The organism is Enterobacter cloacae complex sp. 277I4 (assembly GCF_050031465.1).
GTDB lineage: Bacteria > Pseudomonadota > Gammaproteobacteria > Enterobacterales > Enterobacteriaceae > Enterobacter > Enterobacter cloacae.
Genome location: NZ_JBLGWC010000001.1, coordinates 2424389 through 2448327, shown reverse-complemented (window position 1 = coordinate 2448327; position 23939 = coordinate 2424389). Strand labels below are relative to the sequence as shown.

28 protein-coding genes are annotated in these 23939 nt (G+C 55.6%); 16 read left to right on the top strand and 12 right to left on the bottom strand.

Annotated elements, in window-relative coordinates; translation table 11 throughout:
• Positions 1-94: 94 nt before the first annotated feature.
• Complete coding sequence (locus ACQG19_RS12060; RefSeq protein WP_013096709.1) at positions 95-1069, top strand: DUF1852 domain-containing protein; 975 nt, start codon at positions 95-97, stop codon at positions 1067-1069.
• A 27-nt stretch (positions 1070-1096) separates the two neighbouring features.
• On the top strand, positions 1097-2125 hold the full coding sequence (locus tag ACQG19_RS12055) for a methionine synthase (protein WP_045295212.1): 1029 nt from the start codon (positions 1097-1099) through the stop codon (positions 2123-2125).
• Here ACQG19_RS12055 and ACQG19_RS12050 read toward each other — a convergent pair whose 3' ends face one another.
• On the bottom strand, positions 2126-3067 hold the full coding sequence (locus ACQG19_RS12050; protein ID WP_038419357.1) for a LysR family transcriptional regulator: 942 nt from the start codon (positions 3065-3067) through the stop codon (positions 2126-2128). It lies immediately after the preceding gene.
• A gap of 96 nt (positions 3068-3163) precedes the next feature.
• Between ACQG19_RS12050 and ACQG19_RS12045 the strand changes: the two genes are divergently transcribed.
• The gene (locus ACQG19_RS12045; protein WP_058660712.1) at positions 3164-3598 is read left to right on the top strand and encodes a DMT family transporter; all 435 of its coding nucleotides are present in this window, start codon (positions 3164-3166) and stop codon (positions 3596-3598) included.
• 4 nt (positions 3599-3602) lie between these two features.
• A complete protein-coding gene (locus tag ACQG19_RS12040; protein ID WP_038419356.1) occupies positions 3603-4061 on the top strand; it encodes a DMT family transporter in 459 nt (152 codons plus the stop codon).
• Between the two features lie 2 nt (positions 4062-4063).
• On the opposite strand, the gene ACQG19_RS12035 is transcribed toward ACQG19_RS12040, so the two are convergent.
• From ACQG19_RS12035 to ACQG19_RS12000, 8 genes are read right to left on the bottom strand one after another with little or no spacing between them, the layout of a single operon-like run.
• Positions 4064-4591 (bottom strand): DUF3833 domain-containing protein, encoded by a 528-nt coding sequence (locus tag ACQG19_RS12035; protein WP_013096714.1) that lies wholly within the window; start codon positions 4589-4591, stop codon positions 4064-4066.
• On the bottom strand, positions 4588-5112 hold the full coding sequence (locus tag ACQG19_RS12030; RefSeq protein WP_246931840.1) for a hypothetical protein: 525 nt from the start codon (positions 5110-5112) through the stop codon (positions 4588-4590). The genes ACQG19_RS12035 and ACQG19_RS12030 overlap by 4 nt, the downstream gene beginning before the upstream one ends.
• Positions 5109-5594, bottom strand: a complete 486-nt coding sequence (locus ACQG19_RS12025) for a DUF2878 domain-containing protein (RefSeq protein ID WP_013096716.1) — start codon at positions 5592-5594, stop codon at positions 5109-5111. Before ACQG19_RS12025 ends, ACQG19_RS12030 begins: the two co-directional genes overlap by 4 nt.
• A complete protein-coding gene (locus tag ACQG19_RS12020) occupies positions 5591-6811 on the bottom strand; it encodes an SAM-dependent methyltransferase (RefSeq protein WP_062729570.1) in 1221 nt (406 codons plus the stop codon). The genes ACQG19_RS12025 and ACQG19_RS12020 overlap by 4 nt, the downstream gene beginning before the upstream one ends.
• A complete protein-coding gene (locus ACQG19_RS12015) occupies positions 6808-7530 on the bottom strand; it encodes a DUF1365 domain-containing protein (RefSeq protein ID WP_063252063.1) in 723 nt (240 codons plus the stop codon). The genes ACQG19_RS12020 and ACQG19_RS12015 overlap by 4 nt, the downstream gene beginning before the upstream one ends.
• Positions 7527-8789, bottom strand: a complete 1263-nt coding sequence (locus ACQG19_RS12010) for an NAD(P)/FAD-dependent oxidoreductase (RefSeq protein ID WP_246931842.1) — start codon at positions 8787-8789, stop codon at positions 7527-7529. The genes ACQG19_RS12015 and ACQG19_RS12010 overlap by 4 nt, the downstream gene beginning before the upstream one ends.
• Entirely contained in the window at positions 8786-9505 is a 720-nt protein-coding gene (locus tag ACQG19_RS12005) for an SDR family NAD(P)-dependent oxidoreductase (RefSeq protein WP_020688135.1), read from the bottom strand. The genes ACQG19_RS12010 and ACQG19_RS12005 overlap by 4 nt, the downstream gene beginning before the upstream one ends.
• The gene (locus ACQG19_RS12000; protein WP_062729573.1) at positions 9502-9936 is read right to left on the bottom strand and encodes a nuclear transport factor 2 family protein; all 435 of its coding nucleotides are present in this window, start codon (positions 9934-9936) and stop codon (positions 9502-9504) included. The genes ACQG19_RS12005 and ACQG19_RS12000 overlap by 4 nt, the downstream gene beginning before the upstream one ends.
• Before the next feature lie 257 nt (positions 9937-10193).
• Here ACQG19_RS12000 and ACQG19_RS11995 point away from each other — a divergent pair, with 257 nt between their 5' ends.
• From ACQG19_RS11995 to ACQG19_RS11980, 4 genes are all read left to right on the top strand, one after another.
• The gene (locus ACQG19_RS11995) at positions 10194-10391 is read left to right on the top strand and encodes a hypothetical protein (protein ID WP_013096722.1); all 198 of its coding nucleotides are present in this window, start codon (positions 10194-10196) and stop codon (positions 10389-10391) included.
• A 1-nt stretch (position 10392) separates the two neighbouring features.
• A complete protein-coding gene (locus ACQG19_RS11990) occupies positions 10393-11163 on the top strand; it encodes a hypothetical protein (protein ID WP_038980562.1) in 771 nt (256 codons plus the stop codon).
• A 63-nt stretch (positions 11164-11226) separates the two neighbouring features.
• Entirely contained in the window at positions 11227-11820 is a 594-nt protein-coding gene (locus ACQG19_RS11985) for a TetR/AcrR family transcriptional regulator (RefSeq protein ID WP_023620833.1), read from the top strand.
• Between the two features lie 74 nt (positions 11821-11894).
• Positions 11895-12491, top strand: coding sequence for an NAD(P)H-dependent oxidoreductase (locus ACQG19_RS11980; RefSeq protein WP_094915781.1), 597 nt, complete (start codon positions 11895-11897; stop codon positions 12489-12491).
• Between the two features lie 51 nt (positions 12492-12542).
• On the opposite strand, the gene ACQG19_RS11975 is transcribed toward ACQG19_RS11980, so the two are convergent.
• Complete coding sequence (locus ACQG19_RS11975) at positions 12543-13121, bottom strand: TetR/AcrR family transcriptional regulator (RefSeq protein ID WP_246931914.1); 579 nt, start codon at positions 13119-13121, stop codon at positions 12543-12545.
• A gap of 103 nt (positions 13122-13224) precedes the next feature.
• Between ACQG19_RS11975 and ACQG19_RS11970 the strand changes: the two genes are divergently transcribed.
• From ACQG19_RS11970 to ACQG19_RS11945, 6 genes are all read left to right on the top strand, one after another.
• Positions 13225-13692 (top strand): DUF1348 family protein, encoded by a 468-nt coding sequence (locus tag ACQG19_RS11970; RefSeq protein ID WP_095427360.1) that lies wholly within the window; start codon positions 13225-13227, stop codon positions 13690-13692.
• Positions 13693-13844: 152 nt separating this feature from the next.
• Positions 13845-14459, top strand: coding sequence for a TetR/AcrR family transcriptional regulator (locus tag ACQG19_RS11965; RefSeq protein ID WP_246931845.1), 615 nt, complete (start codon positions 13845-13847; stop codon positions 14457-14459).
• Positions 14460-14533: 74 nt separating this feature from the next.
• Complete coding sequence (locus tag ACQG19_RS11960; RefSeq protein WP_246931847.1) at positions 14534-15640, top strand: efflux RND transporter periplasmic adaptor subunit; 1107 nt, start codon at positions 14534-14536, stop codon at positions 15638-15640.
• Positions 15637-18708, top strand: a complete 3072-nt coding sequence (locus ACQG19_RS11955; RefSeq protein WP_246931848.1) for an efflux RND transporter permease subunit — start codon at positions 15637-15639, stop codon at positions 18706-18708. Before ACQG19_RS11960 ends, ACQG19_RS11955 begins: the two co-directional genes overlap by 4 nt.
• A gap of 242 nt (positions 18709-18950) precedes the next feature.
• The gene (locus ACQG19_RS11950; RefSeq protein WP_045295231.1) at positions 18951-19889 is read left to right on the top strand and encodes an omptin family outer membrane protease; all 939 of its coding nucleotides are present in this window, start codon (positions 18951-18953) and stop codon (positions 19887-19889) included.
• A 151-nt stretch (positions 19890-20040) separates the two neighbouring features.
• Entirely contained in the window at positions 20041-20511 is a 471-nt protein-coding gene (locus ACQG19_RS11945; protein ID WP_013096730.1) for a hypothetical protein, read from the top strand.
• 46 nt (positions 20512-20557) lie between these two features.
• On the opposite strand, the gene ACQG19_RS11940 is transcribed toward ACQG19_RS11945, so the two are convergent.
• Positions 20558-21481: a LysR substrate-binding domain-containing protein gene (locus ACQG19_RS11940; protein WP_426725916.1), complete on the bottom strand. Its 924-nt coding sequence runs from the start codon at positions 21479-21481 to the stop codon at positions 20558-20560.
• A 37-nt stretch (positions 21482-21518) separates the two neighbouring features.
• A complete protein-coding gene (locus tag ACQG19_RS11935; RefSeq protein WP_246931851.1) occupies positions 21519-22421 on the bottom strand; it encodes a LysR substrate-binding domain-containing protein in 903 nt (300 codons plus the stop codon).
• 134 nt (positions 22422-22555) lie between these two features.
• Here ACQG19_RS11935 and ACQG19_RS11930 point away from each other — a divergent pair, with 134 nt between their 5' ends.
• Together ACQG19_RS11930 and ACQG19_RS11925 are read left to right on the top strand one after the other, a co-directional pair.
• Positions 22556-23098 carry a sugar ABC transporter gene (locus ACQG19_RS11930; RefSeq protein ID WP_097533524.1) on the top strand — a complete coding sequence of 181 codons (543 nt, stop codon included), beginning with the start codon at positions 22556-22558 and terminating at the stop codon, positions 23096-23098.
• Positions 23095-23934 (top strand): MBL fold metallo-hydrolase, encoded by an 840-nt coding sequence (locus ACQG19_RS11925; RefSeq protein ID WP_097533526.1) that lies wholly within the window; start codon positions 23095-23097, stop codon positions 23932-23934. The genes ACQG19_RS11930 and ACQG19_RS11925 overlap by 4 nt, the downstream gene beginning before the upstream one ends.
• Positions 23935-23939 lie beyond the last annotated feature (5 nt).

The following is a 23939-nucleotide window of genomic DNA, read 5'->3' as shown; positions in this document are numbered from 1 at the left end:
GTGAAATTAAGTCACTTCCCCTGCGCCACCGCGTCAGGCATAAATTATGCATTGATAACTTCCTGGCAACATGAACTTAGGATGCATAACCAAGATGAGTAAAGCTTTTACATTTACCCTTAAGCGCAGTTGCTTCGATGAAAATTATAACCCGTCAGAGAATACGCGTACGACCACCAACTTTGCCAACCTCGCCCGCGGGGAAAAGCGTCAGGAGAACCTGCGTAATACTCTGGTGATGATCAATAACCGCTTTAACGCCCTGGCGCGCTGGGATAACCCCAATGCCGATCGTTACGCGGTCGAGCTTGAGATCGTCTCTGTGGATCTGAATATTGGTGCGGAGAAAACCTTCCCGGCCATTGAAATATTGCAAACCACAATCGTCGATAAAAAAACCAACGAACGCATCGACGGTATTGTCGGCAATAACTTCTCCTCTTACGTACGCGATTACGATTTCAGCGTCCTGCTGCTGGAGCATAATAAAAACCAGCCCCATTTCACCATTCCGGAGAAGTTTGGTGTCTTGCACGGCAATATCTTCCGCCATTTTGTTAATTCGCCGGAATACCGTGAGAATTTCAAAAAAGCACCGGTGATTTGCCTGAGCGTGTCCAGCAAAGACACTTATCGTCGCACGGGTAACCAGCACCCGGTGCTGGGCATTGAGTACACGCCGGATGGCGAGTCATTGACGGAGCAGTACTTCGCGAAAATGGGCCTGAAGGTACGCTATTTCATGCCTGAAAACAGCGTGGCGCCGTTTGCCTTCTTCTTCACCGGCGATTTGCTCAGTGATTACACCAATCTTGAACTGATCGCCACCATCAGCACGATGGAGACGTTTCAGAAGATCTATCGCCCGGAAATTTATAACGCTAACTCGGCGGCAGGACACTGCTATCGCCCCGATCTGAATCAGCAGGATCACTCATTAACCAAAATTGTTTACGACCGTGTCGAACGCAGCCAGCTGGCCATTGAGCAGGGTAAATTCACGGAAGAACAATTTATCAAGCCTTACAAACACGTACTCGAGCAGTGGTCTGATAACTACGCGCGTTAATTAATCGAATTTAAAAGGGTTATACATATGAAAACATTGCTCCCGACGTCAACCGCTGGCAGCCTGCCTAAGCCAACCTGGCTTGCACAACCAGAAACGCTGTGGTCACCGTGGAAATTACAGGATCAGGAGTTACTGGCCGGTAAGCAGGATGCGCTGCGTTTATCGCTTGATGAGCAGATCCGCGCGGGGATTGATATCGTCAGCGATGGCGAACAGACGCGCCAGCACTTTGTGACCACCTTTATTGAACACCTCAGCGGCGTGGATTTTGAAAACCGTCAGACCGTGCGCATTCGTAACCGCTACGATGCGAGCGTACCGACGGTGGTCAGCGCCGTGGCGCGTCAAAAACCGGTGTTCGTGGACGACGCAAAATACTTACGCCAGCTCACGGATAAGCCAATCAAGTGGGCCCTGCCGGGGCCAATGACCATGATCGACACTCTTTACGACGCGCACTATAAAAGCCGCGAAAAGCTGGCCTGGGAGTTCGCTAAAATCCTCAATCAGGAGGCAAGAGAGTTAGAGGCCGCAGGTGTCGATATCATTCAGTTTGATGAGCCGGCATTTAATGTCTTTTTTGATGAGGTCAACGACTGGGGGATTGCGGCGCTGGAGCGTGCCATTGAAGGGCTGAAATGCGAAACAGCGGTGCACATCTGTTACGGATACGGCATCAAGGCCAATACCGACTGGAAAAAGACCCTTGGCTCAGAATGGCGCCAGTATGAAGAGGCGTTTCCTAAGCTTCAGACATCGAATATCGACATCATCTCGCTGGAGTGTCACAACTCCCGCGTGCCGATGGATCTGCTGGAACTGATCCGCGGCAAAAAAGTGATGGTAGGCGCCATCGACGTGGCAACCAACACCATTGAAACCGCGGAAGAAGTGGCTGACACCCTGCGTAAAGCGCTGCAGTTTGTCGATGCCGACAAACTTTACCCGTCAACCAACTGCGGTATGGCGCCGCTTTCCCGTCAGGTTGCCAACGGTAAGCTGAAGGCGCTGAGCGCCGGAGCCGCGATTATCCGCAACGAGCTTGGCGCGTAATCACCTGCCCTGCGTTTGCCAGTAGAGCGGCGTACCGAAACACCCGACGTAATGATCAATCACCGCCCTGACGTTAAGGGGCGGATGCCGCGCGTTCGGGTAGATCGCCGCAATATTCAGGGGCTCCGTATGAATGGCGCACTCCAGCCCTGGCAGGAGTGCGACCAGTTCGCCCTGCTGCACGCGGTCGCCAATCAGCCAGTCCGGAAACAGCACAATTCCCATCCCGCCCAGCGCGGCAGCAAGCAGCGATTCCGCATTATTTGACGTCATTAATGGCATCACCGGGTAGTGCACCCACTCCTCCCCCGCACCGCGCAACAGCCAGCGGTTAGGCCCCGACGAACCACGGTAGACCAGGCATTTATGATGCGCCAGATCGTCCGGCCCTTGCGGCGCGCCGTGCTGTCGCAGATAGTCCGGCGAGGCGGCCAGATGGTAGCGCTGCTGACCAAAAATGCGCGCGTGAAAGGTGGAGTCCGTCAGCACGCCGATGCGAAAGATCACGTCGGCGGCATTCTTGTGCGGGTCGATAAAATCATCGGTCAGCGTCAGCTCGATATTCAGCCGCGGATAGCGCGCCGTCAGACCAGGCAGCCCTGGCGCAATGTGCCGCTGGCCGAAAAAGACCGGTGCATTAATGCGGATCGTGCCGGAAGGCTCCGTTGAACGTGCATCCAGCTCCCGACGAGCCTCCTCAAAACTCGTCATCATCTCCCTGGCATAGCGGATAAACAGATGACCACTTTCTGTGGGGATCACCGCCCGGGTATTGCGGTAAAAAAGCTGCTGGCCGAGTGCGTCCTCAAGCTGGTGGATAATGCGCGAAACCTGCGAGGCGGAAAGGCCCTCGCGGCGCGCGACCACGGAAAAATTTTCGGCTTCAAAAACCGCGATAAAAATCTTCAGCGAACGGAGGTTCATGCTCCCGGCGTCGTACATTCGTGCATATCCTGCAAAGGTGTTTCCTGCATTATGGCATTTTTCTCATGACCACACCGACGTAATCTTCTCCGCCTGCAAAACGGAGGAATAACAATGCAGCTTGTTTTGATTTTACTGGTGATTGCCGGGGGGATGGGGCTTTCCGTAGAGGCTGGCCTGCTGGGGCCGCTGGGTGGAAAAGTCGGTGATTTATGGGCCACGTTCAGCATTTTTGGCGTCGGCGCCGCGCTGACGTTTCTGCTGATGCTGTTCTTCAGCCCGCGCAACAGCCCGTCGTTTTTTGCCCAGCCTGGCTGGCAGTTGCTCGGCGGGGTACTTGGCCCGGTTTACGTGGTGATCCTGACCCTCGCCACCCCGGCCATCGGCATCGCCCTGACGATGATTGGCATTCTGGCGGGGCAGGTTTTTAAAAGCCTGCTGATCGACCATTACGGTCTGCTGGGCACACCGCACAGGAAGATCAACGCGAAACGAGTCGTCGCGCTGGGTTTTATTATTGCGGCACTGATTCTGGTCGCACAGGGATAACACGATGACACTGATGATGATTATTCTGGCCGTGTGCGGCGGCGCAACGCTGAGCATTCAGGCGGCGATCAACGGGCAACTCGGCAGCCGCGTGGGCGTATTCAAAAGCGCGTTCCTGACATTCTCCGTTGGCGCGCTGGTCACCGCCTTGCTGATTTTTTTCTTTGAACCAAAACAGACAGTCACCCTGCTGGACGTGCCGAAATGGCAGCTTCTCGGGGCAATGTTTGGCGTGCCGTACATTGTGATCATGGTCGTGGCGGTGCAGCGCATCGGCACCGCCGTTGCCACGGTCGCGGTGATTTTTGGTCAGCTCACCATGAGTATGCTGATTGATAACTTTGGCTGGCTGGGCAATGCGGCCATTCCGTTTTCGATGAGCCGACTGGCCGCCGTCCTCTGCCTGGGTATTGCGCTGTTTTTCATTTACTCAGGCAGTAAAAACGCCCCTCCCCACGAGTAACGTTACACCTTGCGGGTAAAGAACAGCGTCACCGTGGCGACGGTGACGCCAAATTTCTTCATCTCGGTTTTATTAAACAGGTGTGTGCCATCCTGCAGGTACATCCAGTCGTCGAAGTGCAGCAGCCAGGTGCTGCCGTTGGCCTTCACGTTCATGCTGTACCGCCAGTTGAAAGCATTGCCCGCCGCCTGCCCCGTCGCCACGCCGTCAATATCGCCCGCCGTGCCCTCATAACGATCGGTCGCCACGCGGCGGATATGCCATACCCGCTGCTGTTTTTCGCCATCGTCGTAGACAAAATGTTCATTCAGCGTCAGCGTGTCGCCAATCACGTCCCCGGCAATCTCCACGTGGAAGCGGCGGAGCTGCTTCCCGCTGCGATCCTGCACCATCCCCCACGCTTCCGTTTTGCCCTGAAAATAGTGGAATATATCAAGCCGCGGCTGCTGCTGGCGGTACTCCGTCACGTCCGTGCTGCAGCCTGCCAGCAACATCGTCACACCCAGCGCCATGATCAAAAAACGTTTCATTGTTGTCCTCCGATTAACTGCTGACGCAGCTCAGGGTATTGCGTGCGGGGATCAAGCCAGATCCCCAGAAAACGGGTGCTGAACGCTTGCGACTGAGATGGCCCCAGAGGTCTGAAAGTGCCCGATGCGGCAGGCGCGCGGTACCAGAACTGTCCTTGCTTATCGTTAAGCACGAACGCCAGCTGCGCCCCCGGCCCGACATCCGGCCACAGCGAGGCAAGCATTCGCAGCCAGGCTTCGCTCTGCGGTTCCTGCTGCAAAACCCCCTGTGCTCGCCACTGGTCGCGGGTTGCCTCGACCAGGTCTTCACTGTCGATGTCACGCGCGTAGGTGATAATAAGCGCCTGATCCTGCATCTTGCCGGTGTAGCGCCCTTCAGGGGTGCGCAACTGGGAGGTATAAACGGTGAAAGGCCCCCAGGTCAGCGTGGCATCCCCCACCTTGCGCCAGCCAAGCCAGTCGGTTGCCTGGGCGAAAGGCGTAAGGGTGATGAGCCAGAGGAACAGGAGTGCGGCTCTCATTGTTGCCTCCCTGTCAGCAAGTGGTAAAACAGCATCAGCACCAGCCAGCCCGGCACCATCCAGCTGACGACGATAAAGGTTGGCTCCAGAAAGGCGATGGCACCGAGCCGCTCACCGATAAGATACGCCACCGGACCGCCCACGGAAGCCAGCAGCATCAGCATCCAGCCGGGTAACGTTGTGGTGCGGGTGAGCTGCGTCCAGACGGTGGCAAACATCAGCCACAGCGCCACCATCCACACGGGCATCAGCGATTCACCGGTGAAGGCGATCAGCCCCGTCAGCGCCCAGAGTGCATCCAGCAGAGTGCCCGCGAGTGCCAGCAGAATGGCATAAACGCGGTGTGCAGGCGGCAACATCAGGCAGGCGAAGATCGCCAGCACGCACCAGATAATCAGGCCACGCTCGCGAAACAGCACCACCAGCGTCCAGTAGAGATCGAACGCGATAGCCAGGGCGAAAACCTGCACGTAACGTTTCATACGCGCTCGGCGGTCAGTTGCACCACGCTGATGGTGCGGGCGTTAAACCCGGCTTCGCAGTAGCCAAAGTAATAGAGCCACATCCGACGAAACCGCTCATCAAATCCCAGTTTTTCAATCTCCTGCCAGGCATGGAGAAAACGCTGACGCCAGTGCGCCAGCGTGCGCGCGTAGTCCGGCCCCATATCAAACAGGTTGCGCACCACAAAATCGGTGTGGCGCGTCATCAGCGCGTTCATCGCCGTTATGCTCGGCAAAAAGCCGCCGGGGAAGATATACCGCTGAATAAAATCCACGCTTTTGCTGTAGTCGCGATACCGCTGATCCTGAATGGTGATGGCCTGAATCGCCATGCGCCCACCCGGACGCAGACGCGCCTGACAGGTGCGGAAGAACGTTGGCAGATAGCGTTGCCCGACGGCTTCAATCATCTCAATCGACACCAGCTTGTCGTACTCGCCGGTTAAATCGCGATAGTCGCAGAGCAACACCTCAACGCGGTCCTGCAGACCGGCCCGGGCAATCCGCTCTGTCGCCCAGCGATACTGCTCCTGCGACAGCGTGGTAGTGGTCACCCGGCAGCCGTAGTGACGGGCCGCGTATTCCGCCATCGCCCCCCAGCCGGTGCCAATCTCCAGCAGATGATCGCTGGGGTTCAGCGCCAGCTGTTCGCACAGACGCGCCATTTTCGCCCGCTGCGCGTCGCCAAGATCCTGCTCCTCCCCGCTAAACAGCGCGCTGGAATAGAGCAACTCCTTGTCCAGAAAATGGGCATAAAACGCGTTACCCAGATCGTAATGCGCCGCAATGTTTTCCCGCGCCTGCACCCGGGAGTTGCGCCGCGTCCAGTGGCGAAGCCGCTCCAGCGGTCTGCCAAGCAGGCGGAACCCGTTTTCGAGCCGCCCCAGTACCTGGTTGTTTAGCGCAAGCAGTTGCAGAAGCGGCGTGAGCTGCGTGGTTTCCCATTCGCCGTCCATCCAGGCTTCCGCCGCGGCCAGACTGCCCCCGGTCAGGACGCGCCAGTAGACGCCCGGGCTGAGGATCTCAACGTCGGCATGCAGCGCGGCAGACAGCTCACCGAAATGAAAGGTCTGCGCACCTTCACGCAGCGTGAGCGAGCCGCCACGAAGGCCGCTCAGCACGCGAAAGAGCAGCCAGCGCGCGACGCGAACGTTGCGCGGGATATCGGGTTCAAGCGCAAAGACAGGATCGGTCATGAGCGTTCACTCCTGCTGACAGGATGGTTATACAGAGGCACGCGCTTAAGCCACAGCCGCAGCGCCTGCCAGTAAATCGCGAAAACGGTTTTGAGCGTCATCAGCGGAATACGCAGCAGCAGTCCACGCAGTGCCGGGCGGGTCAGCGGCGCGCGGCGAAGCGCCAGCGTGGCATCAAATACCTTTGACGCCTGATGATTTTCAATGTGCATATGCAGCGTGTTATCCGGGTTGTTGAAGCGCCAGTGGTAAATCATGTCCATGGGGTTAAACGGAGAAACGTGAAAGGCTTTCTCCATGGGCTGGGCGTGCTGACCATTGACGGCGTAATAATGTCGTTCGTTCCAGGGCGTATTGCGCACTTCGGCCAGCACCCAGCGCAGCGTCTCTGCCGGGTCATAGCAGTAGTAAAAATTGACGGGATTAAAATGAAAGCCGAAGTAGCGCAGCTGCGTCAGGAGCATCACCCGCCCCTCAGGACGTTCGCCGGTCAGGCTTTCCAGCCGATTCAGCACGTTCTCTTTAAGCGGCGAGCCCAGCGGATAATCCGCATCATGGAACGATGCGGCGGCAAACCGGTTGCGCCGCACGCCAACGGTGGGCAACATCTCCAGTTCGTCGAGATCGAGCCAGGCCATAAAGACGCCGTAGCTGAACTCATGCGTTTTCGGCTGGAGACGGCGGTGGCGTAATACGCCGTGATAGAGGCAACTGTTCATCGTTTTCCCTCCCCGGCTGTTATCGCATTGACGACGTCCAGCGCGCTGCGCACGCCATCTTCATGAAAGCCGTTGTACCAGTACGCGCCGCAGAACCAGCTCCGCTGGTGACCGTTGATTTCGCTGCGGCGCGCCTGTGCCCGCCAGCTTTGCGGGTTAAACAGTGGATGTTCATACACAAAGCGCCGCAGCACGAAGCGTTCGTCCACTGGCGTTTCCGGGTTTAAGGTGACGCAGAACAGCGGGCTACCGGCGGGCAGCCCCTGCAAGATATTCATGTTGTACGTTACGCAGGCGCTGGCCTGATCCTGGTCGCTCAGGCGGTAGTTCCAGCTGGCCCAGGCGCGCTGACGCACCGGCAGCCAGCGCGGATCGCTGTGCAGTACCACCTCATTACGCTGCCAGCCAATATCGCCCAGCACCTCCTGCTCAGCGGCGGAAGGTGCGTCGAGGATGGCCAGCGCCTGGGCTGAGTGACAGGCAAAAATCACCTGATCAAAACGGTGGCTCGATTCTTCAAGATGGAGGGTGCCCCCCTGTGCATCACGGCTTACCCGCTGCACCGGCGCGTTGAGGTGCAGCGTGAGCCGGTCACCCAGCTGTGCCAGAATAGCGCGGATATACTCCCGTGAGCCGCCGGGCACCACGTACCACTGCGGGCGCTGAGTGATATCCAGCAGACCATGATTCTCAAAGAAGCGTAAAAAGAGCGGCAGCGGAAAACGTTTCATCTCCTGTAGCGACGACGACCAGATGGCCGCCCCCATCGGGAGAATATAATGACGCGCAAAGAACGGCGTAAAGCGATGCTGTTCCAGGAACGTTTGCAGCGTCGCGCCGGGCTCCACGTCCTCTTTCAGCGCCTGTTTCGCCAGGCGGTTAAAACGGACAATCTCCCCAAGCAGACGCCAGAACGCCGGGTTCACCAGATTACGACGTTGTGCAAAGAGCGTCGTCAGGGTGTGGCCGTTGTACTCCAGCCCACTCTGCGGATTGTGTACCGAGAAGCTCATCTGCGTTTTTTGCCCGCTGATGCCCAGCTCGCTAAGCAGCCCCATAAAGCGTGGATAGGTGCGGTCGTTGTAGACGATAAAACCGGTGTCGATGGCGTAGGTACCCTGTGGCGTCGGCACGTCAACCGTGGCGGTATGGCCGCCGGGGGTGGCACCGGCTTCAAACAGAGTGACCTCATGATGGCCGGCAAGGCGCCAGGCGCAGGTCAGCCCGGCGATGCCGCTGCCGATAATGGCGATCTTCATGAGCGCACCATCCTGCGCAGCAGTGCACGCTGTAAGAACGCTGGCAGCCCGGAAAGCAGCCGCAGCGTCAGACCAAATCCCGCTGGAAACGCGATGTGGTTTTTCCCTTTTTCCAGGCCACGGCGAATGGCTTTTACCGCCTCTTCAACGCTCACCCTGCCCGGCATGGCGAAATCATTTTTGCGGGTCAGCGGGGTGTCGACAAAACCGGGCGATACCACGGTGACTGCAATCCCTTTTGGCTCCCAGTCGAGACGCAGGCTCTGCGCAAACCAGGTGAGCGCGGCTTTGGATGCGCCGTACGCTTCAGCGCGTGGAAACGTCAGCCAGTGAGCCATAGAGCTCACCAGCACCACGCGGTTACCGGCCACAAGCTGCGGCTGCAGCGCGGCAAGGCAATTGACAGGCCCCTGAAAGTTAGTGGTCATCACCCGCTCTACCAGCGCGGCGTCCACCACGCCATGTTCCAGATATTCGCAGGTTCCGGCACAGAGGATCGTCAGGTCGGCCGCGCAGCCCGTCAGCGCCTGGCGACAGGCGTCCCTGTCTGTCATATCGAACAGGCGTACCGTAATGTTTGAACTGTGCTGATGCAGGGCTTCCAGACGCGCCGGATCCCGCCCGCAGGCGATGACATGGTGACCGTCACGGGCAAAAGATTGCGCCAGCCCCGCCCCAATGCCTGAACTGGCGCCAGTGATCAGGACCGTCATCATGATTTCACCCTCCGCTTCACGCCTCGAACCGCCCAGCCAAGCAAAGGCAGATGTTCGTAGATCATCTCTCCGGCATCGTAGTAGTCCCGCTGGCGAATAATCCGATCCTTTTCCACGTCCACCACGGAGCAGCCAGGCAGTTCCAGAGGCTCGCCACCGGCAATGCGCGGGTGCGACCAGTGCATGGCCCAGGTGACAACAAAGCGATGCTCGCCGATCAAAGGGGAATCAAGCGTGAAACGACAGTGTTCGACATTCGCCAGCAGATGGGTGAAATAGCGCTGCAGGGCGAACAGGCCGTTATGTTCACCAAACGGATCGATAAGCGTGGCATCGGGATGGTAAAGCCCCGCCAGCGCCGAGGGCGGCTGGGAATCCAGCGCGGTGTAGTAATCAACAAACCGACTGATGACGTCAGGCAAAAGGTTCATGGGTCACATCCTGGCGGTAAACAACGTAGCGTAAGCGCATAATTAAAACTTACACAATTCGAGTTATTTGTCCAAGTTTGTGCAGAAATATATTTTTATTATTTTAATTATCAGTTGGTTGGGTAAGTACTTTCGTGCCAGTAGTTGAGGCGCAATAAGGTCTGACCGTCATCGGGCTACTTTTTCAGGTTAACCCTAAGGTAAATTCCCCCGTTCTCTTCCAGGCTTATTCTTTTTATTCATAAGGATGACATGCGATGAGACGTTTCTTTCTCTCCCTTTTCTCCAGCCCGGAATCGTTACTTCAGGTGATGAGTCAGCAGGAAATCATTGAAGCCGTTGAGGATGGCGACCGGATTATCATCGACCAGGATGGTAATGCCTCGGTGAACTATAAAAGCAACGAGGTACGCCAGGATTTTCTGCGCCACGTCAATGCGTTAAAGAGGGCGTAATATGGGAACGGCGATATTTATGGTGCTGATGGTCTGCGGGTACTGGTACACCAGCCGCGACCTCTCTACCCGCTTCAAAATCAAGCGCTCCTTCGGCTGGGATGTCTATTTTCTGGTTGCCCTTTACGGCTCGATCTTCGTTCTGCAAGGCGTGATCGCCACCGGGCTGCTCTGGCTGCTGCTGCTCGCCCTCTCCGCGGCTGACAACACCTTCCACTTTACGTCAGAGCGTTATGCCGACTGGCAGATGGACTTTATGAACTGGAGTTTCCTGGGCATCCAGGCGCCCGTAGTGGTGATGCTGGCCTTCGCCATCCTGTTTTGTCTTTACCGCTCAAACTGGGCGGGCAGCGCCCGACTGGACGGTGAAGGCAGGAAAAAGCTCTATAAGCGCCTGGCGCAGGCGAGCGGGATTGAACAACTGCTTTATCAGTGCATGGAGCAAGGCGAGCTGGCGCAGGTGACGCTACGGTCGGGGCGTATCTATGTCGGCATGATCCATACGGCGACGCTGGAATATGAGAAAACGGCCAATATCGTGCTTATTCCCATGCTGAGTGGCTATCGCGATCGCCAGACGATGAATTTTCGCATCGAAAATAACTACAGCAAATGGTATGACGGGCATGACATCACCCTCGACTCTGAGCCCAGAAGTGCGATGGATTTCAGAAAGGTGATTATGCTCAACCAGATTGAGAGCCTTGCGCTGTTCGACCCGGCAAGCGCCAGCGTGCTCGACATGGCTCAGCGGGAAAAAGCCGCACAATGAGCTTCTCATCCGTTCAGTAAAACGTGTAAACTACCTTTGGTAGTTAACTGATTTGAGGAAAAGATGGTTGTTAAGCGCTTAAGAAAAGAAGAACGCCGCGCACAGCTGCTGGAAGTCGCGCGCGGAATTGTGCGCCAGCAAGGCACTGAGGCCCTTACGCTGGGTTTCCTGGCCGAGCGCGCCAACGTCACCAAACCCATTCCTTACGATCATTTTGGCGATCGTGAAGGGCTGCTGATGGCACTCTACCAGGACTTCAGCGACAGGCAGCTCAAGAAATTTCGCGAGACGTTGAACAGAGACAATAAAACGCTGGCACAGACGATCCGTTTTTTCAGCGCCGCGTATATCGACTGCGCGATTTCTGCGGGCCCCGAAACGGGCCCCATAGCGGCGGCTCTGTCCGGCTCGCGGGCGCTGCAGATTTTCCGCGAGGCCTGCGTGGCCGACTGCGCAGACTGCCTGCGGATGGCGCTTTCCCCTTTTATTGTGCTGCAAGGGGTAACAGGTGAAGCGGCCCTGACGGCCATTATTGGGGCCGCGGATGCGCTCAGTACGGCTGCCGGAAATGGGATCCTCGCGCGTAACGTTGCCGAAGAGATGCTCAGCGGCGCGATGACTGGCGTCCTCAATACCTATCTGGACAGCACAAAATGAGTGCCCTGCCAGATTGACAGTTAAGTTACCAATAGTAACATAGAGGCATCTTCACTCACCCTGTTGAGGTCTCTATGTCTGCATCAAACGTCATCAATACTGCCCTGATCGTGACGGCTCACCCGGTCGAAAATTCGTTATCCCAATCCCTCGCGCAGCGAATTGCCGGAAAGTTACAGGAACAGGGTACGCAGGTTGAAATAGCCGATCTGCATGCCGAAGGTTTTTCCCCGACCATGATTCGACCCGACCTTGACCTCTACCACGGCGATGTCAGTGCGCTGCCGGACGAGGTGCTGCGCGAGCAGCAGCGTGTCGAGCGCGCGGATATGCTGGTATTTGTCTTCCCGATTTACTGGTGGTCCGTTCCCGCCCTTCTGAAAGGCTGGTTTGATCGGGTGCTGACCGTGAACTGGGCCTATAAAGTGGCTGAAGATGGTCGCATCGTGGGTAATTTACGTGATGTGCCCGTGCGCCTGGTCGCAACGGCGGGCAGCGATCTGGCCGGGTTCGATAAGCACGGTTATTCCGGTGCCATTCAGACCCAGATTGTTGAAGGAGTGTTTGGCTTCTGTGGCCTTAAAAACGTGACGCTCGATATCCTCTATCAGGCCGATTCAGCCACTCCTCAGCAGGTGGACGAATTCCTGCAAAGCCTCACTAAGATCTGAATCGTACGGCGCAGCCATTCCCGAGGTTTGGCTGCGCACGCAAAGCCGTAATTAGCGCGGTATCAGCGCTTCAAGTCCCCTTCGCAACTGACTGACCACCTCTTTGGTATCCATGCCCATTTGCGCATGTATGATGGCACCGTCTATCAGCATTAAAATCTGCGTGTTAATAGCCTCATCGGCAATACCGCTGAGGGAGGCAATTTTTTCCCGGGTTTCAGATTTATGGTTGCGGCAAATGGTTTTTATTTCACTTTCATTGTCTTCTGATTTTGCTTCTGCGCTGGCATTAATAAACGCACAGCCATGAAACAACGGGGAAATAAACCACCCGTTAAGCGTTGCTGCTAATGCGTCCGATGCAGCCCGCCCCTCTTCGAGATATTGTCGAAGCGTGGTTTCAAACCAGGTAATCCACAGCTCGTGCCGATATTGCAGATAGGCAAGAATAAGCAAACTCTTACTCGGGAAATGGCGATAAAACGTTACTTTAGTCACTTTCGCCTGTTTGATAAGCGTATCAACGCCCGTTGCTCTGAACCCGGTGGAATAAAAGAGTTCGTGCGCGGTGAGCAATATTTTATCCCTGACGCTGACTTTTTGAACGTTATTCGTAGTGAGAGTATTCACGCTTATCTGGCCTAAAACAGTGTGTTGACAGACGGTATTTACAGGCATAGATTAACGCAAGTAGACAGACCTGTCTACATACTATCAACCCGAGGTAGCCGAGATGAACACACGCCCCCCTTTACCGCCGTTTACCCGTGAAAGCGCCATTGAAAAAGTCAGGCTGGCAGAAGATGGCTGGAATAGCCGCGACCCGGCAAAAATCGCACTGGCCTATTCGCTGGACACGCAGTGGCGTAACCGTGCGGAGTTCGCCACGAACCGCGCGGAGGCGCAGGCGTTCCTTGAGCGGAAATGGAAGAAAGAGCTGGATTATCGCCTGATAAAAGAGCTTTGGGCATTTACCGACAACCGCATCGCCGTACGCTATGCCTATGAATGGCATGATGATTCAGGGAACTGGTTCCGCTCTTACGGCAATGAAAACTGGGAGTTCGAGTCGGACGGCCTCATGAAGCGGCGTTTTGCCTGTATCAACGATATGCCCATCAAGGAATCTGAACGGTTGTTTCACTGGCCGCTGGGCAGACGCCCGGACGATCACCCGTCCCTGAGCGATCTGGGGTTATAGGATTTTTCATCTCTCCGGGCTTGTGCAATAACTCCGGGCAAAGAGTGATACACTCTGGCTCACAGCACTGAAAGATACATGATTAAAAGAGTGACCAAATCATATAACAGTCACTCGTTGTCAACTGATGCCCGTCGCGCTAAGCTGAAATAATGACGAAAAATATGAACACCCCATCCACGCGTGGTCCCCTTGACCACTCTGTCCGCGAGCAAATCGTCGAAGCGGCTTTTGAGCACTTCGGCCATTACGGCTATGAAAAAACCACCGTGGCAGAACTGGCTAAATCCATCGGTTTTTCAAAATCCTATATCTATAAATTTTTCGATTCCAAACAGGCAATTGGCGAGGTTATCTGCGCTAACCGCCTGGCGCTGATCATGACGGCAGTGGAAACAGCCATCGCCGACGCGCCGTCGGCCAGTGAAAAAATGCGCCGCCTTTTCCGGGCGTTAACCGAGGCTGGCAGCGAACTCTTTTTCCACGATCGTAAACTTTATGATATCGCCGCCGTTGCCGCGCGGGATAAGTGGCCGTCTACCGAGCGGTATACCGAGAGCCTGATGAAGCTGATTGAGAGCATCATTGTTGAAGGCCGACAAAGCGGGGAGTTCGAAAGTAAAACGCCCCTGGATGAGGTGACCTATGCCATATACATGGTGATGTGCCCTTTCATCAACCCCGTGCAGTTGCAATATAACCTCGAAACCGCCCCGACCGCAGCACTCCTCCTCCCTTCCCTGATTTTACGAAGCCTTGCCCCCTGATTTGTGACCATTAACTTTATTGGTCACTAGTCTGAGAATGCGGAAACCGTCCTTTGATACGATAAGGTTTCCCCATGCTCAGGCTTCATTCCGCCCGTTTTGCCGTTTGTCTCCTCCCTTTCGCCCTGGTGGCATGCGGTGATAACCCCGCCACCGACGATCCGCGCACCCAGCCACCGCTTGTCAGATCCGCCTCCGTGGAACCGGCGAACGATGCGTCCCGCGCGTTTACGGGTGTGGTCGTTGCCAGAACGCAAAGCGATCTCGGTTTCCGGGTTCAGGGCAAAATCCTTGAACGCCCTGTTGATACGGGACAGACCGTTAAGCAGGGTCAGCCGTTAATGCGTCTGGATCCGGTTGACCTGAAGTTACAGGCACAAGCACAGCAGCAGGCGGTGGATGCCGCCCAGGCCAGGGCGAGAAAAGCCACCAGCGATGAGGCGCGCTATCGCGGCCTGGTGGCAACAGGTGCTGTCTCTGCCTCGGAGTATGACCAGATAAAAGCGGCGGCAGATGCGGCCAGAGCTGAACTCAGTGCCGCCCGCGCTCAGGCCACCGTCGCGCAAAATGCGACCGGCTATGCCGTGCTGCTGGCCGATTCCGACGGCGTGGTCATGGAGACGCTTGCAGAACCCGGCCAGGTGGTCAGTGCGGGTCAGGCGGTGATCAGACTGGCCCGCTCAGGGCAACGCGAGGCGCTCGTCCAGTTGCCAGAGACATTGCGCCCTGCCGTCGGTAGTAAAGCGCTGGCAACGCGCTATGGCAGCGAGGCACAGCCTGTTACCGCGACACTGCGCCTGCTCTCTGATGCAGCCGATACCACCACCCGCACTTATGAAGCACGCTATGTGCTGGAAGGCTCGCTGGCTAACGCGCCGCTGGGTGCGACCGTCACCCTGCATATCGAACAAAATGCTGAACGTCAGGTAATGCAGGTTCCGCTGGCATCTCTGTACGATGCAGGCAAAGGGCCCGGCGTGTGGCGGATCTCCGCGCAGCCCGCAAAAGTGATGTGGCAGCCCGTCAACGTGCTGAGCGTGAGCGACGATGCCGCGCAGGTGACGGGCGGCGTCAAACCGGGCGAGAAAATTGTGGCGTTGGGCGCCCATCTTCTGCATGACGGTGAAGCTGTCCGTCTGGCTGAACAACGCGGTACGGCTCTGGCGGGGAGTCAGCCATGAGCGACGGACGCTTCAACCTCTCAGCGCTTGCCGTGCGCGAGCGTGCCATCACGCTGTTTCTGATTATTCTGGTGACGCTTGCCGGTATTTACGCCTTCTTTGGACTGGGACGGGCTGAAGATCCGCCCTTCACGGTAAAGCAAATGACGGTGATTACCGTCTGGCCCGGCGCAACCGCACAGGAAATGCAGGATCAGGTTGCTGAACCGCTGGAAAAACGGCTGCAGGAACTCAAGTGGTATGACCGTACCGAAACCTATACCCGCCCGGGCATGGCGTTTATCACCCTCTCCTTACAGGACATGACGCCCCCCTCCGAGGTGCAGGAAGAGTTCTATCAGGCGCGCAAAAAGCTTGGCGATGAGAGCAAAAATCTCCCGGCGGGCGTGATGGGCCCGATGATCAATGACGAGTTTGCGGATGTCACCTTTGCCCTCTTTGCGCTAAAGGCAAAGGGTGAACCGCAGCGTCTGCTGGTGCGTGATGCTGAAAGCCTGCGCCAGCAACTCCTGCATGTGCCTGGCGTCAAAAAAGTGAACATCATCGGCGAACAGGCCGAGCGGATTTATATCGCCCTCTCTCATGACCGTCTGGCAACGATGGGGCTGGCACCGCAGGATATTTTCAACGCGCTGAACAGTCAGAACGTTCTCACGCCAGCAGGCTCCATAGAAACACAGGGTGCACAGATCTTTATTCGCCTTGATGGTGCTTTTGATACGTTGCAGAAGATCCGCGATACGCCGCTGGTCGCTCAGGGTAAAACGCTCAGGCTGTCTGATGTGGCAACGGTTGAACGCGGTTATGAAGATCCTCCCACGCTGCAGATCCGTAACCAGCGTGAACCGGCGCTGCTGTTAGGTATTGTGATGCGGGAGGGCTGGAACGGTCTGGCGCTGGGGAAAGCGCTGGATGCCGAAACGGCTAAGATCAACGAAAACCTGCCGCTGGGAATGACCCTGACCAAAGTCACCGATCAGTCCGTGAATATCCGCTCGTCGGTGGATGAATTTATGATCAAATTCTTCGTCGCCCTGCTTGTGGTGATGGTGGTGTGCTTTGTCAGCATGGGCTGGCGCGTGGGCGTGGTCGTCGCGGCGGCGGTTCCCCTGACGCTGGCAGTCGTCTTCGTGGTGATGGAGGCGGCGGGGATAAACTTTGACCGCGTAACGCTGGGCTCGCTGATCCTTGCTCTGGGTTTACTGGTTGATGATGCCATTATCGCCATTGAAATGATGGTGGTGAAAATGGAGGAAGGCTACGACCGAATCAAAGCCTCCGCTTACGCCTGGAGCCATACCGCCGCGCCTATGCTGGCCGGTACCCTCGTGACGGCGATTGGCTTTATGCCAAACGGGTTCGCCCAGTCGACCGCCGGGGAATACACCAGCAATATGTTCTGGATTGTCGGCATCGCCCTGATTGCCTCCTGGCTGGTTGCGGTGGTGTTCACGCCCTATCTTGGCGTTAAGATCCTGCCAGATATCGCCAAAGTCGAAGGGGGTCATGCCGCCATCTATAACACCCCGCGCTATAACCGCTTTCGCCAGCTGCTGGCCCGGGTAATTGCCAGAAAGTGGATCGTGGCCGGTTCCGTGGTCTTCATTTTTACCCTGGCCGTAGTGGGTATGGGACTGGTAAAAAAACAGTTTTTCCCAACGTCCGACCGCCCTGAAGTGCTGGTGGAAGTGCAGATGCCTTATGGCACCTCAATTGAGCAGACCAGCGCCGCAACGGCGAAAATCGAAGCGTGGTTAAAACAGCAGCCGGAAGCCAGCATAGTGACCGCCTACGTCGGGCAGGGTTCACCACGTTTTTACCTGGCCATGGCACCTGAATTACCCGATCCCTCTTTTGCGAAAATCGTGGTGATGACGGACAGCCAGATGTCACGCGAGGCGCTCAAGTTCCGGCTCCGGGAAGCGGTCGCCGGTGGACTTGCGCCGGAAGCGCGCGTGCGTGTCACACAACTGGTGTTTGGCCCCTACTCCCCCTTCCCGGTTGCCTGGCGTGTGATGGGGCCCGATGTCGATACGCTTCGCAATATCGCCGATAAGGTTAAAGGCGTTCTGCAGGCCAGCCCGATGATGAGAACCGTCAACACCGACTGGGGTTCACGAGTTCCCACACTCCATTTCACCCTCGATCAGAACCGTCTGCAGGCCACCGGCTTAACCTCAAATAGCGTGGCTCAGCAGCTCCAGTTCCTGTTATCGGGTGTACCAATTACTGCCGTGCGTGAAGATATTCGCGCTGTACAAGTTACAGGACGCGCGGCGGGTGATATTCGTCTTGATCCGGCGAAGATCGACGGGTTTACCCTGGTTGGCAGTGCGGGACAGCGGGTGCCGCTGTCGCAAATCGGTCAGATTGAGGTCAAAATGGAAGACCCGCTCCTGCGTCGTCGCGACCGCACGCCCACCATTACCGTGCGCGGAGATATCGCCGACAATCTTCAGCCACCGGATGTGTCGGTGGCGATCATGAAACAGCTAAAACCGATCATTGATACGCTCCCGCCCGGATACCGCATTGAGATGGCAGGCTCAATTGAGGAATCAGGTAAAGCCACACAGGCCATGGTGCCGTTGTTCCCGATAATGATAGCCCTGACGTTACTGATCATTATTGTGCAGGTGCGATCTCTCTCGGCGATGGTGATGGTTTTTCTGACTGCCCCGCTGGGCCTTGTCGGCGTGGTTCCCACGCTGCTGCTGTTCAATCAACCTTTTGGGATCAATGCGCTTGTCGGGTTGATTGCGCTTTCGGGCATTCTTATGCGAAATACATTGATCCTTATCGGGCAGATTACGCATAACCAGAAGGAAGGTCTCGCCCCGTTCGATGCGGTGGTCGAAGCAACCGTCCAGCGGGCACGACCAGTGTTACTGACAGCCCTGGCCGCCGTGCTGGCATTCATACCGCTGACCCATTCCGTATTCTGGGGGACGCTGGCCTATACACTGATTGGCGGGACGCTGGGCGGAACGATCATCACCCTTGTCTTCCTGCCGGCGATGTATGCGATCTGGTTCAGGATCCGTCCTGCGAGTAGCGTTTCAAATTAACGGGGAGAATGCGTTAAGTTTATTACATCCGGGAGTGCATTTTTAATTACCGACAGCTATTTTGCACCGACTCAATGTTTATTCATCCCACCTTTCGCCGCCTCACTGCGGCGGCCCAAAGTTAAATATCGCTCCCTAGGTCAAATAATAAAAAATACCAAAACTGGCAGTTGATTCTTATTTGTATGACTTTTAAGATTTGTCTGCAAGGCATTGATTAAATTTGATTTAGGGAAATTAAAATGACAAAAAATATTGTTGCGGGAATGATGATGGCCGCGTTTTCAGGGGCAGTATATGCAGGAACCGCACAAGCCATACCGGATTTTTCACCGGAAAGTTTATCGGTTTCAGCCTCTGCCGGGATGCTGAGCGGAAAATCCCATGAAATGGTGTACGACGAAGTCACAGGAAGAAAAATCAGCCAGCTCGACTGGAAAATCAAAAATGTCGCCATTCTGAAAGGCGATATTTCCTGGGATGCTTATTCATTTTTAACACTGAACGCCCGCGGCTGGACGTCTCTGGCATCAGGCTCGGGCCATATGGATGACTACGACTGGATGAATGCAAAACAATCCTCCTGGACAGACCATTCATCCCATCCTGCGACCAACGTCAATTACGCCAATGAATACGATCTCAACGTTAAAGGCTGGATCTTCCAGGGCGATAACTATAAAGCTGGCGTAACCGCAGGTTATCAGGAAACGCGCTTCAGCTGGACGGCGACCGGTGGCTCTTATAATTATGATAACGGCACCAATACGGGCAACTTCCCGGCAGGTGAACGCGGTATTGGCTATAGCCAGCGCTTCTCCATGCCGTATATTGGTCTGGCGGGTCAGTACCGTTTCAATGATTTTGAATTCAATGCCCTGTTTAAATTCAGTGACTGGGTACGCGCGCATGACAACGACGAGCACTATATGCGCGATCTGACCTTCCGTGAGAAGACCTCTGATTCCCGCTATTACGGTGCGTCGGTTGACGCAGGTTATTACGTCACGCCGAACGCCAAAGTGTTCGCAGAATTTACCTATAGCAGTTACGAAGAAGGTAAAGGCGGTACGCAGATTATTGATACCAATACTGGCGAATCGGGCTCTATTGGCGGAGATGCTGCCGGTATTTCAAACCGCAACTATACCATTACCGCGGGTCTGCAATACCGCTTCTGATCCCGTTGTGGTTAATCAAGATCGGGCCCCTGACGGGGCCTTTTTGTGATGTTGAGTTAAACTCACATTGATTCTCACTATTTGTCGTTTTTCAAACGCGACGTCCCTGAAATATCATCCTTCAAAATTGATAAATGTTCAGGGAGCAAACATGACGCTTGACGTTATATTTCATTTAATGAAGCTGGTCTCACTAGATGAATATTCATCCGGCGCCAATTTATCGGCACTGCTGGAATCGCTGTCAGCAGAAAAAGAGAACGATGTCACCCTTGCGGCCTTTGTGCATCGCCTTCACATTCTGTGTGCCGCTCACAACGACCCCATGCAAGCTGAAGCGTTGCTCGCCGCTAATCTGCCAAAAGAAGGTGAGCCCCTTCCCGTACTGGATTTTTCAGGATGGCCGCTGGTGCGTTACGCCCTTTCAGGTGAATTACAAACGCCCGAGTCCGAGGCATACTTTCAGAACGTCACGTCGGCTGCCACTATATTGCGTGCAGCGATAGTAGATTCAGAGCGCGCAAACAATACGCCTGCGATCGCTATTCTCGATAAACTTCTCAACCTGAACGGTGCATTGCCGGAAAGGTATAAAAAAATGGCAAATATTCCTTACGCCTGAAGTTTATAGAGCAGGATACGCCCGCGGCATATCCTGCTTTTGATAACTACAGCCGATGCTCGTCGTATTCCAGACAGATGATATCAAGAGAAGGAATGACCGGGGCATGCAGGTTAAGCCAGTCCAGCAGACATTCAATACTCTTTTTCCTGAGTGAATTTTTCGGCCAGACAATGTAATAACCGTCTCCGGTGGCGATGGCTTCTTTGAAAGGCAGCGCAAGCAGGCCGCTATTCAGCGCGTCAAGCGAAAGCAGCAGGTCGGCAATCGCGACGCCATGGCCGTTCATGGCGGCACTACTCCCCTGTTCAAGGGTGTCGAAAACCGCTCCGCGACTCATATCAAGCCCGGGGAATAACCTCGTCCTTCTCAGCCACCGCCGCCAGTCGCGTCTGTCCGGGGAAGGATGGATCAGATCGCACTGCGAAAGTTGCTCTCGGGCAGATTCCAGTAAAGCGGGGTTACAGACCGGAATAAGCCATTCACTGAAAAGCAATCGGCTCTCCGTTGACTCGCCAAAATGCCCGTTGCCCAGCAGGATCGCGCAATCATAGGGCTCTCGCGTGAAATCAACGGTATCGATGTCCATCCAGACGCTGGCTATTTCAACGTTGGGTTTTTCATGATGTTCACGAAACGATCGCAGGACGTTAAGCAACCATCTCATGGTGAGCGTACTCGGTGCCTTCAGCCGCAACAGGTGGTTTTCACTTCTGAAAGCCCGACAGGCCCACTCGATGCTCCTGAACCCTTCGTGAAGCTGCCCGGCCAGAACACGCCCCGCCTCACTGATCTCCACTCTCGGCCCCTGCCGTTTGAACAGCTCACAGTCGAACCACATTTCCAGGGTGCGGACATGTCTGCTGACCGCGCCCGGCGTAATATTGAGCACTTCAGCGGCTTTACTGAAGGAGTTTACTCGCGCAGCGACTTCAAAGGCGCGCAGGGCATAGAGTGGTGGTAAGGACATAATTCCCCTTTACAGGATGGCGGCCGAAACCAGAGCTTCATCTTGAGTGACTGGCAGGCGTAGTGATTTCAGCCAGCAGCCAGCGTTCAAACGTCACTAACGCCGCGTCATTGATTCCCGTTTCCGCCGGTTTAATGAAACAGAATGTCTTAATTAACCTTTCTGAGGCAGGCCATGGCGAAACCAGCATGCCGCTGCGTAGTTCGTTTTCGATATACATGCGTGGTATCAATGCGACGCCGTGACCTGCCAGCACAGCAGCGATCGCCATTTCATGAAGATCGTAGCGTACGCCCTGAGACGGGTTATCAAGACTGATCGCGCTTTCCAGCGCATAGCGATGCCACGCATCCGGATTCTGCCGGCGATGGATCCGCGCAAGTGCATTGAGTTGCTCACCGTGTTCCTTATCCATTAACAGTGCAGGATGACACACCGGCACCAGTTTTTCCTCAAACAACGGCTGCAGTCGCATCCCGGCCCATGCGGGATGTTGAAAATGCACGACGGCATCAAAGCCGCTCCCGGGCAAAATAAACGGATCCGTTCTGGCCGCAAGATTGACTGAGATCTCAGGGAACTGCGAGGTAAAGCGGCTCAGGCGGGGAATGAGCCAGCGGCTGCAAAATGTCGGTAGCACGGCAATATCCAGACTCTGAGTCCCCTCCTGTATGCCCATGATGTCCTGAGTCTCCCTTTCGAGCCGCTCAAGGGTTTCACGTACATGATGAGCATAGCGCGCGCCAGCAGGATTTAGCTTTACGCGGCTCCCGGTACGGTCAAACAGTTTGCAGTTTAACAGCGATTCCAGACGTGCAATCTGGCGGCTAATCGCCCCTTCCGTCAGAAAGAGCTCCTCTGCAGCCCGGGCAAAATTACCGTGCCTGGCAGCGGCATCAAAAGCCTGCAGAGAGGCGCTACTGGGTATCTTTTTGCGCATTAAGCCTGGTCCTGATGCCACGCACATTCTGCGCAGTCGATGAGTTAATGTCACTGAACCATGACATAGTATCGATTTAACGCACGAAAAACAGCTTGTAGCATGATGAAAAGTCATTAAGCGAAGAGGTTGTGATGTTCTATATCGTGGAATGCTCGTATAACGATCCGCCAAGCGAAGCTGAGTGGAACGCGTTTTATAGTCAGGAGAAATTGCCCGCCCTTCTCTCCGTGACCGGATTTATGACGTCTCAGCGTTTTCGGGCCATCACGCCTGGCTGCCCGGTTTATCTTGCCCTGCATACCGTTACCAACGCGGATGTTTTGCACAGCGAAGAGTACCGTCTGAAAGGCGGCGGTAATTTTTCTCGCTGGCAGAGGTGCATAACTGACTGGCACCGTAATCTCTATGCCTGTGAAGATCCGGCGCCCGCTCTCTCCTGCGATCACATTTTGCTGTTAAGCACTCATCTCGTTAGTCCTGCCGGACACAGGGCCATCGACATGCAGGCCGTGGGGCTGGATTGTTCCCCGGAACGTCGCGTTGCGTGGGTGTTGCCTCGTGAAACTGCCATCCAGGCTTCGCCTCTTCCTGAGGTCTATCTCTACGAACCACTGACGCCGCAGTTGCAGCGTTCAGGCAACAATACGCAACCAGAACAGCGGAGTACGCGATGATTCAGTCCACCTTCCCGGTGCGCCAGATTGGCGATTTTGAGATTACCGCGCTCAGTGACGGCGTTCTGTCAGCTCGTCTCGATTTGCTCTCAGGAATAGAAAACGCAGCGGCAAACGAAATCCAAGAGCATGCAGGCGTCGCGGAACCCGGCGATATTCACATCAATGGCTACCTCATCCGGGGCCGGGGGAGAATTATTCTGGTTGACGCTGGCGCAGGTGGGGTGAACAACGTGGGGGGTGACCTTATCACCCATCTCGCCGCGGTTGGCGTGGTTCCTGACGAGGTGGATACCGTTTTATTAACGCACTGTCATCCGGACCATATTGGTGGTCTGCTGGATGCTGAACAGCGTCCTGTCTATCAACATGCAGATATTTTTCTTCACCCTCTGGAAGCGGAACACTGGTGGGACGATAACACGCTAAACAGTGCCGATGCGCGTACAGCGCGTAATTTCAGGCTCGTGCGCCAGACGTTACAGGCGTGTGGTCAACAGGTGCGTTTTTTCGATGAGAACAGTGGTGCCGAAGGGATCCTGCCGGTCTGGTTACCCGGCCACACGCCCGGACATACCGGGTTTCGCATTCACTCGCATGACAAGGACTTACTCATATGGGGAGATATTGTCCACTACCCGCATATACAGTCTGCCCTGCCGGAGGTTTGCATCGCCTTTGACGCGGATCCTGCACAGGCCGAAGCAACGCGTAAAGAGGTGCTGGAACGCGCGGTCAGGGAGAATCTGCTCGTTGCGGGAATGCATATCGGGCCGCAAGGTTTTGCGCGCGTTCTCCGTATGGGAAGTGGATATCGACTCTCTTACTCTGGTTAAGACGT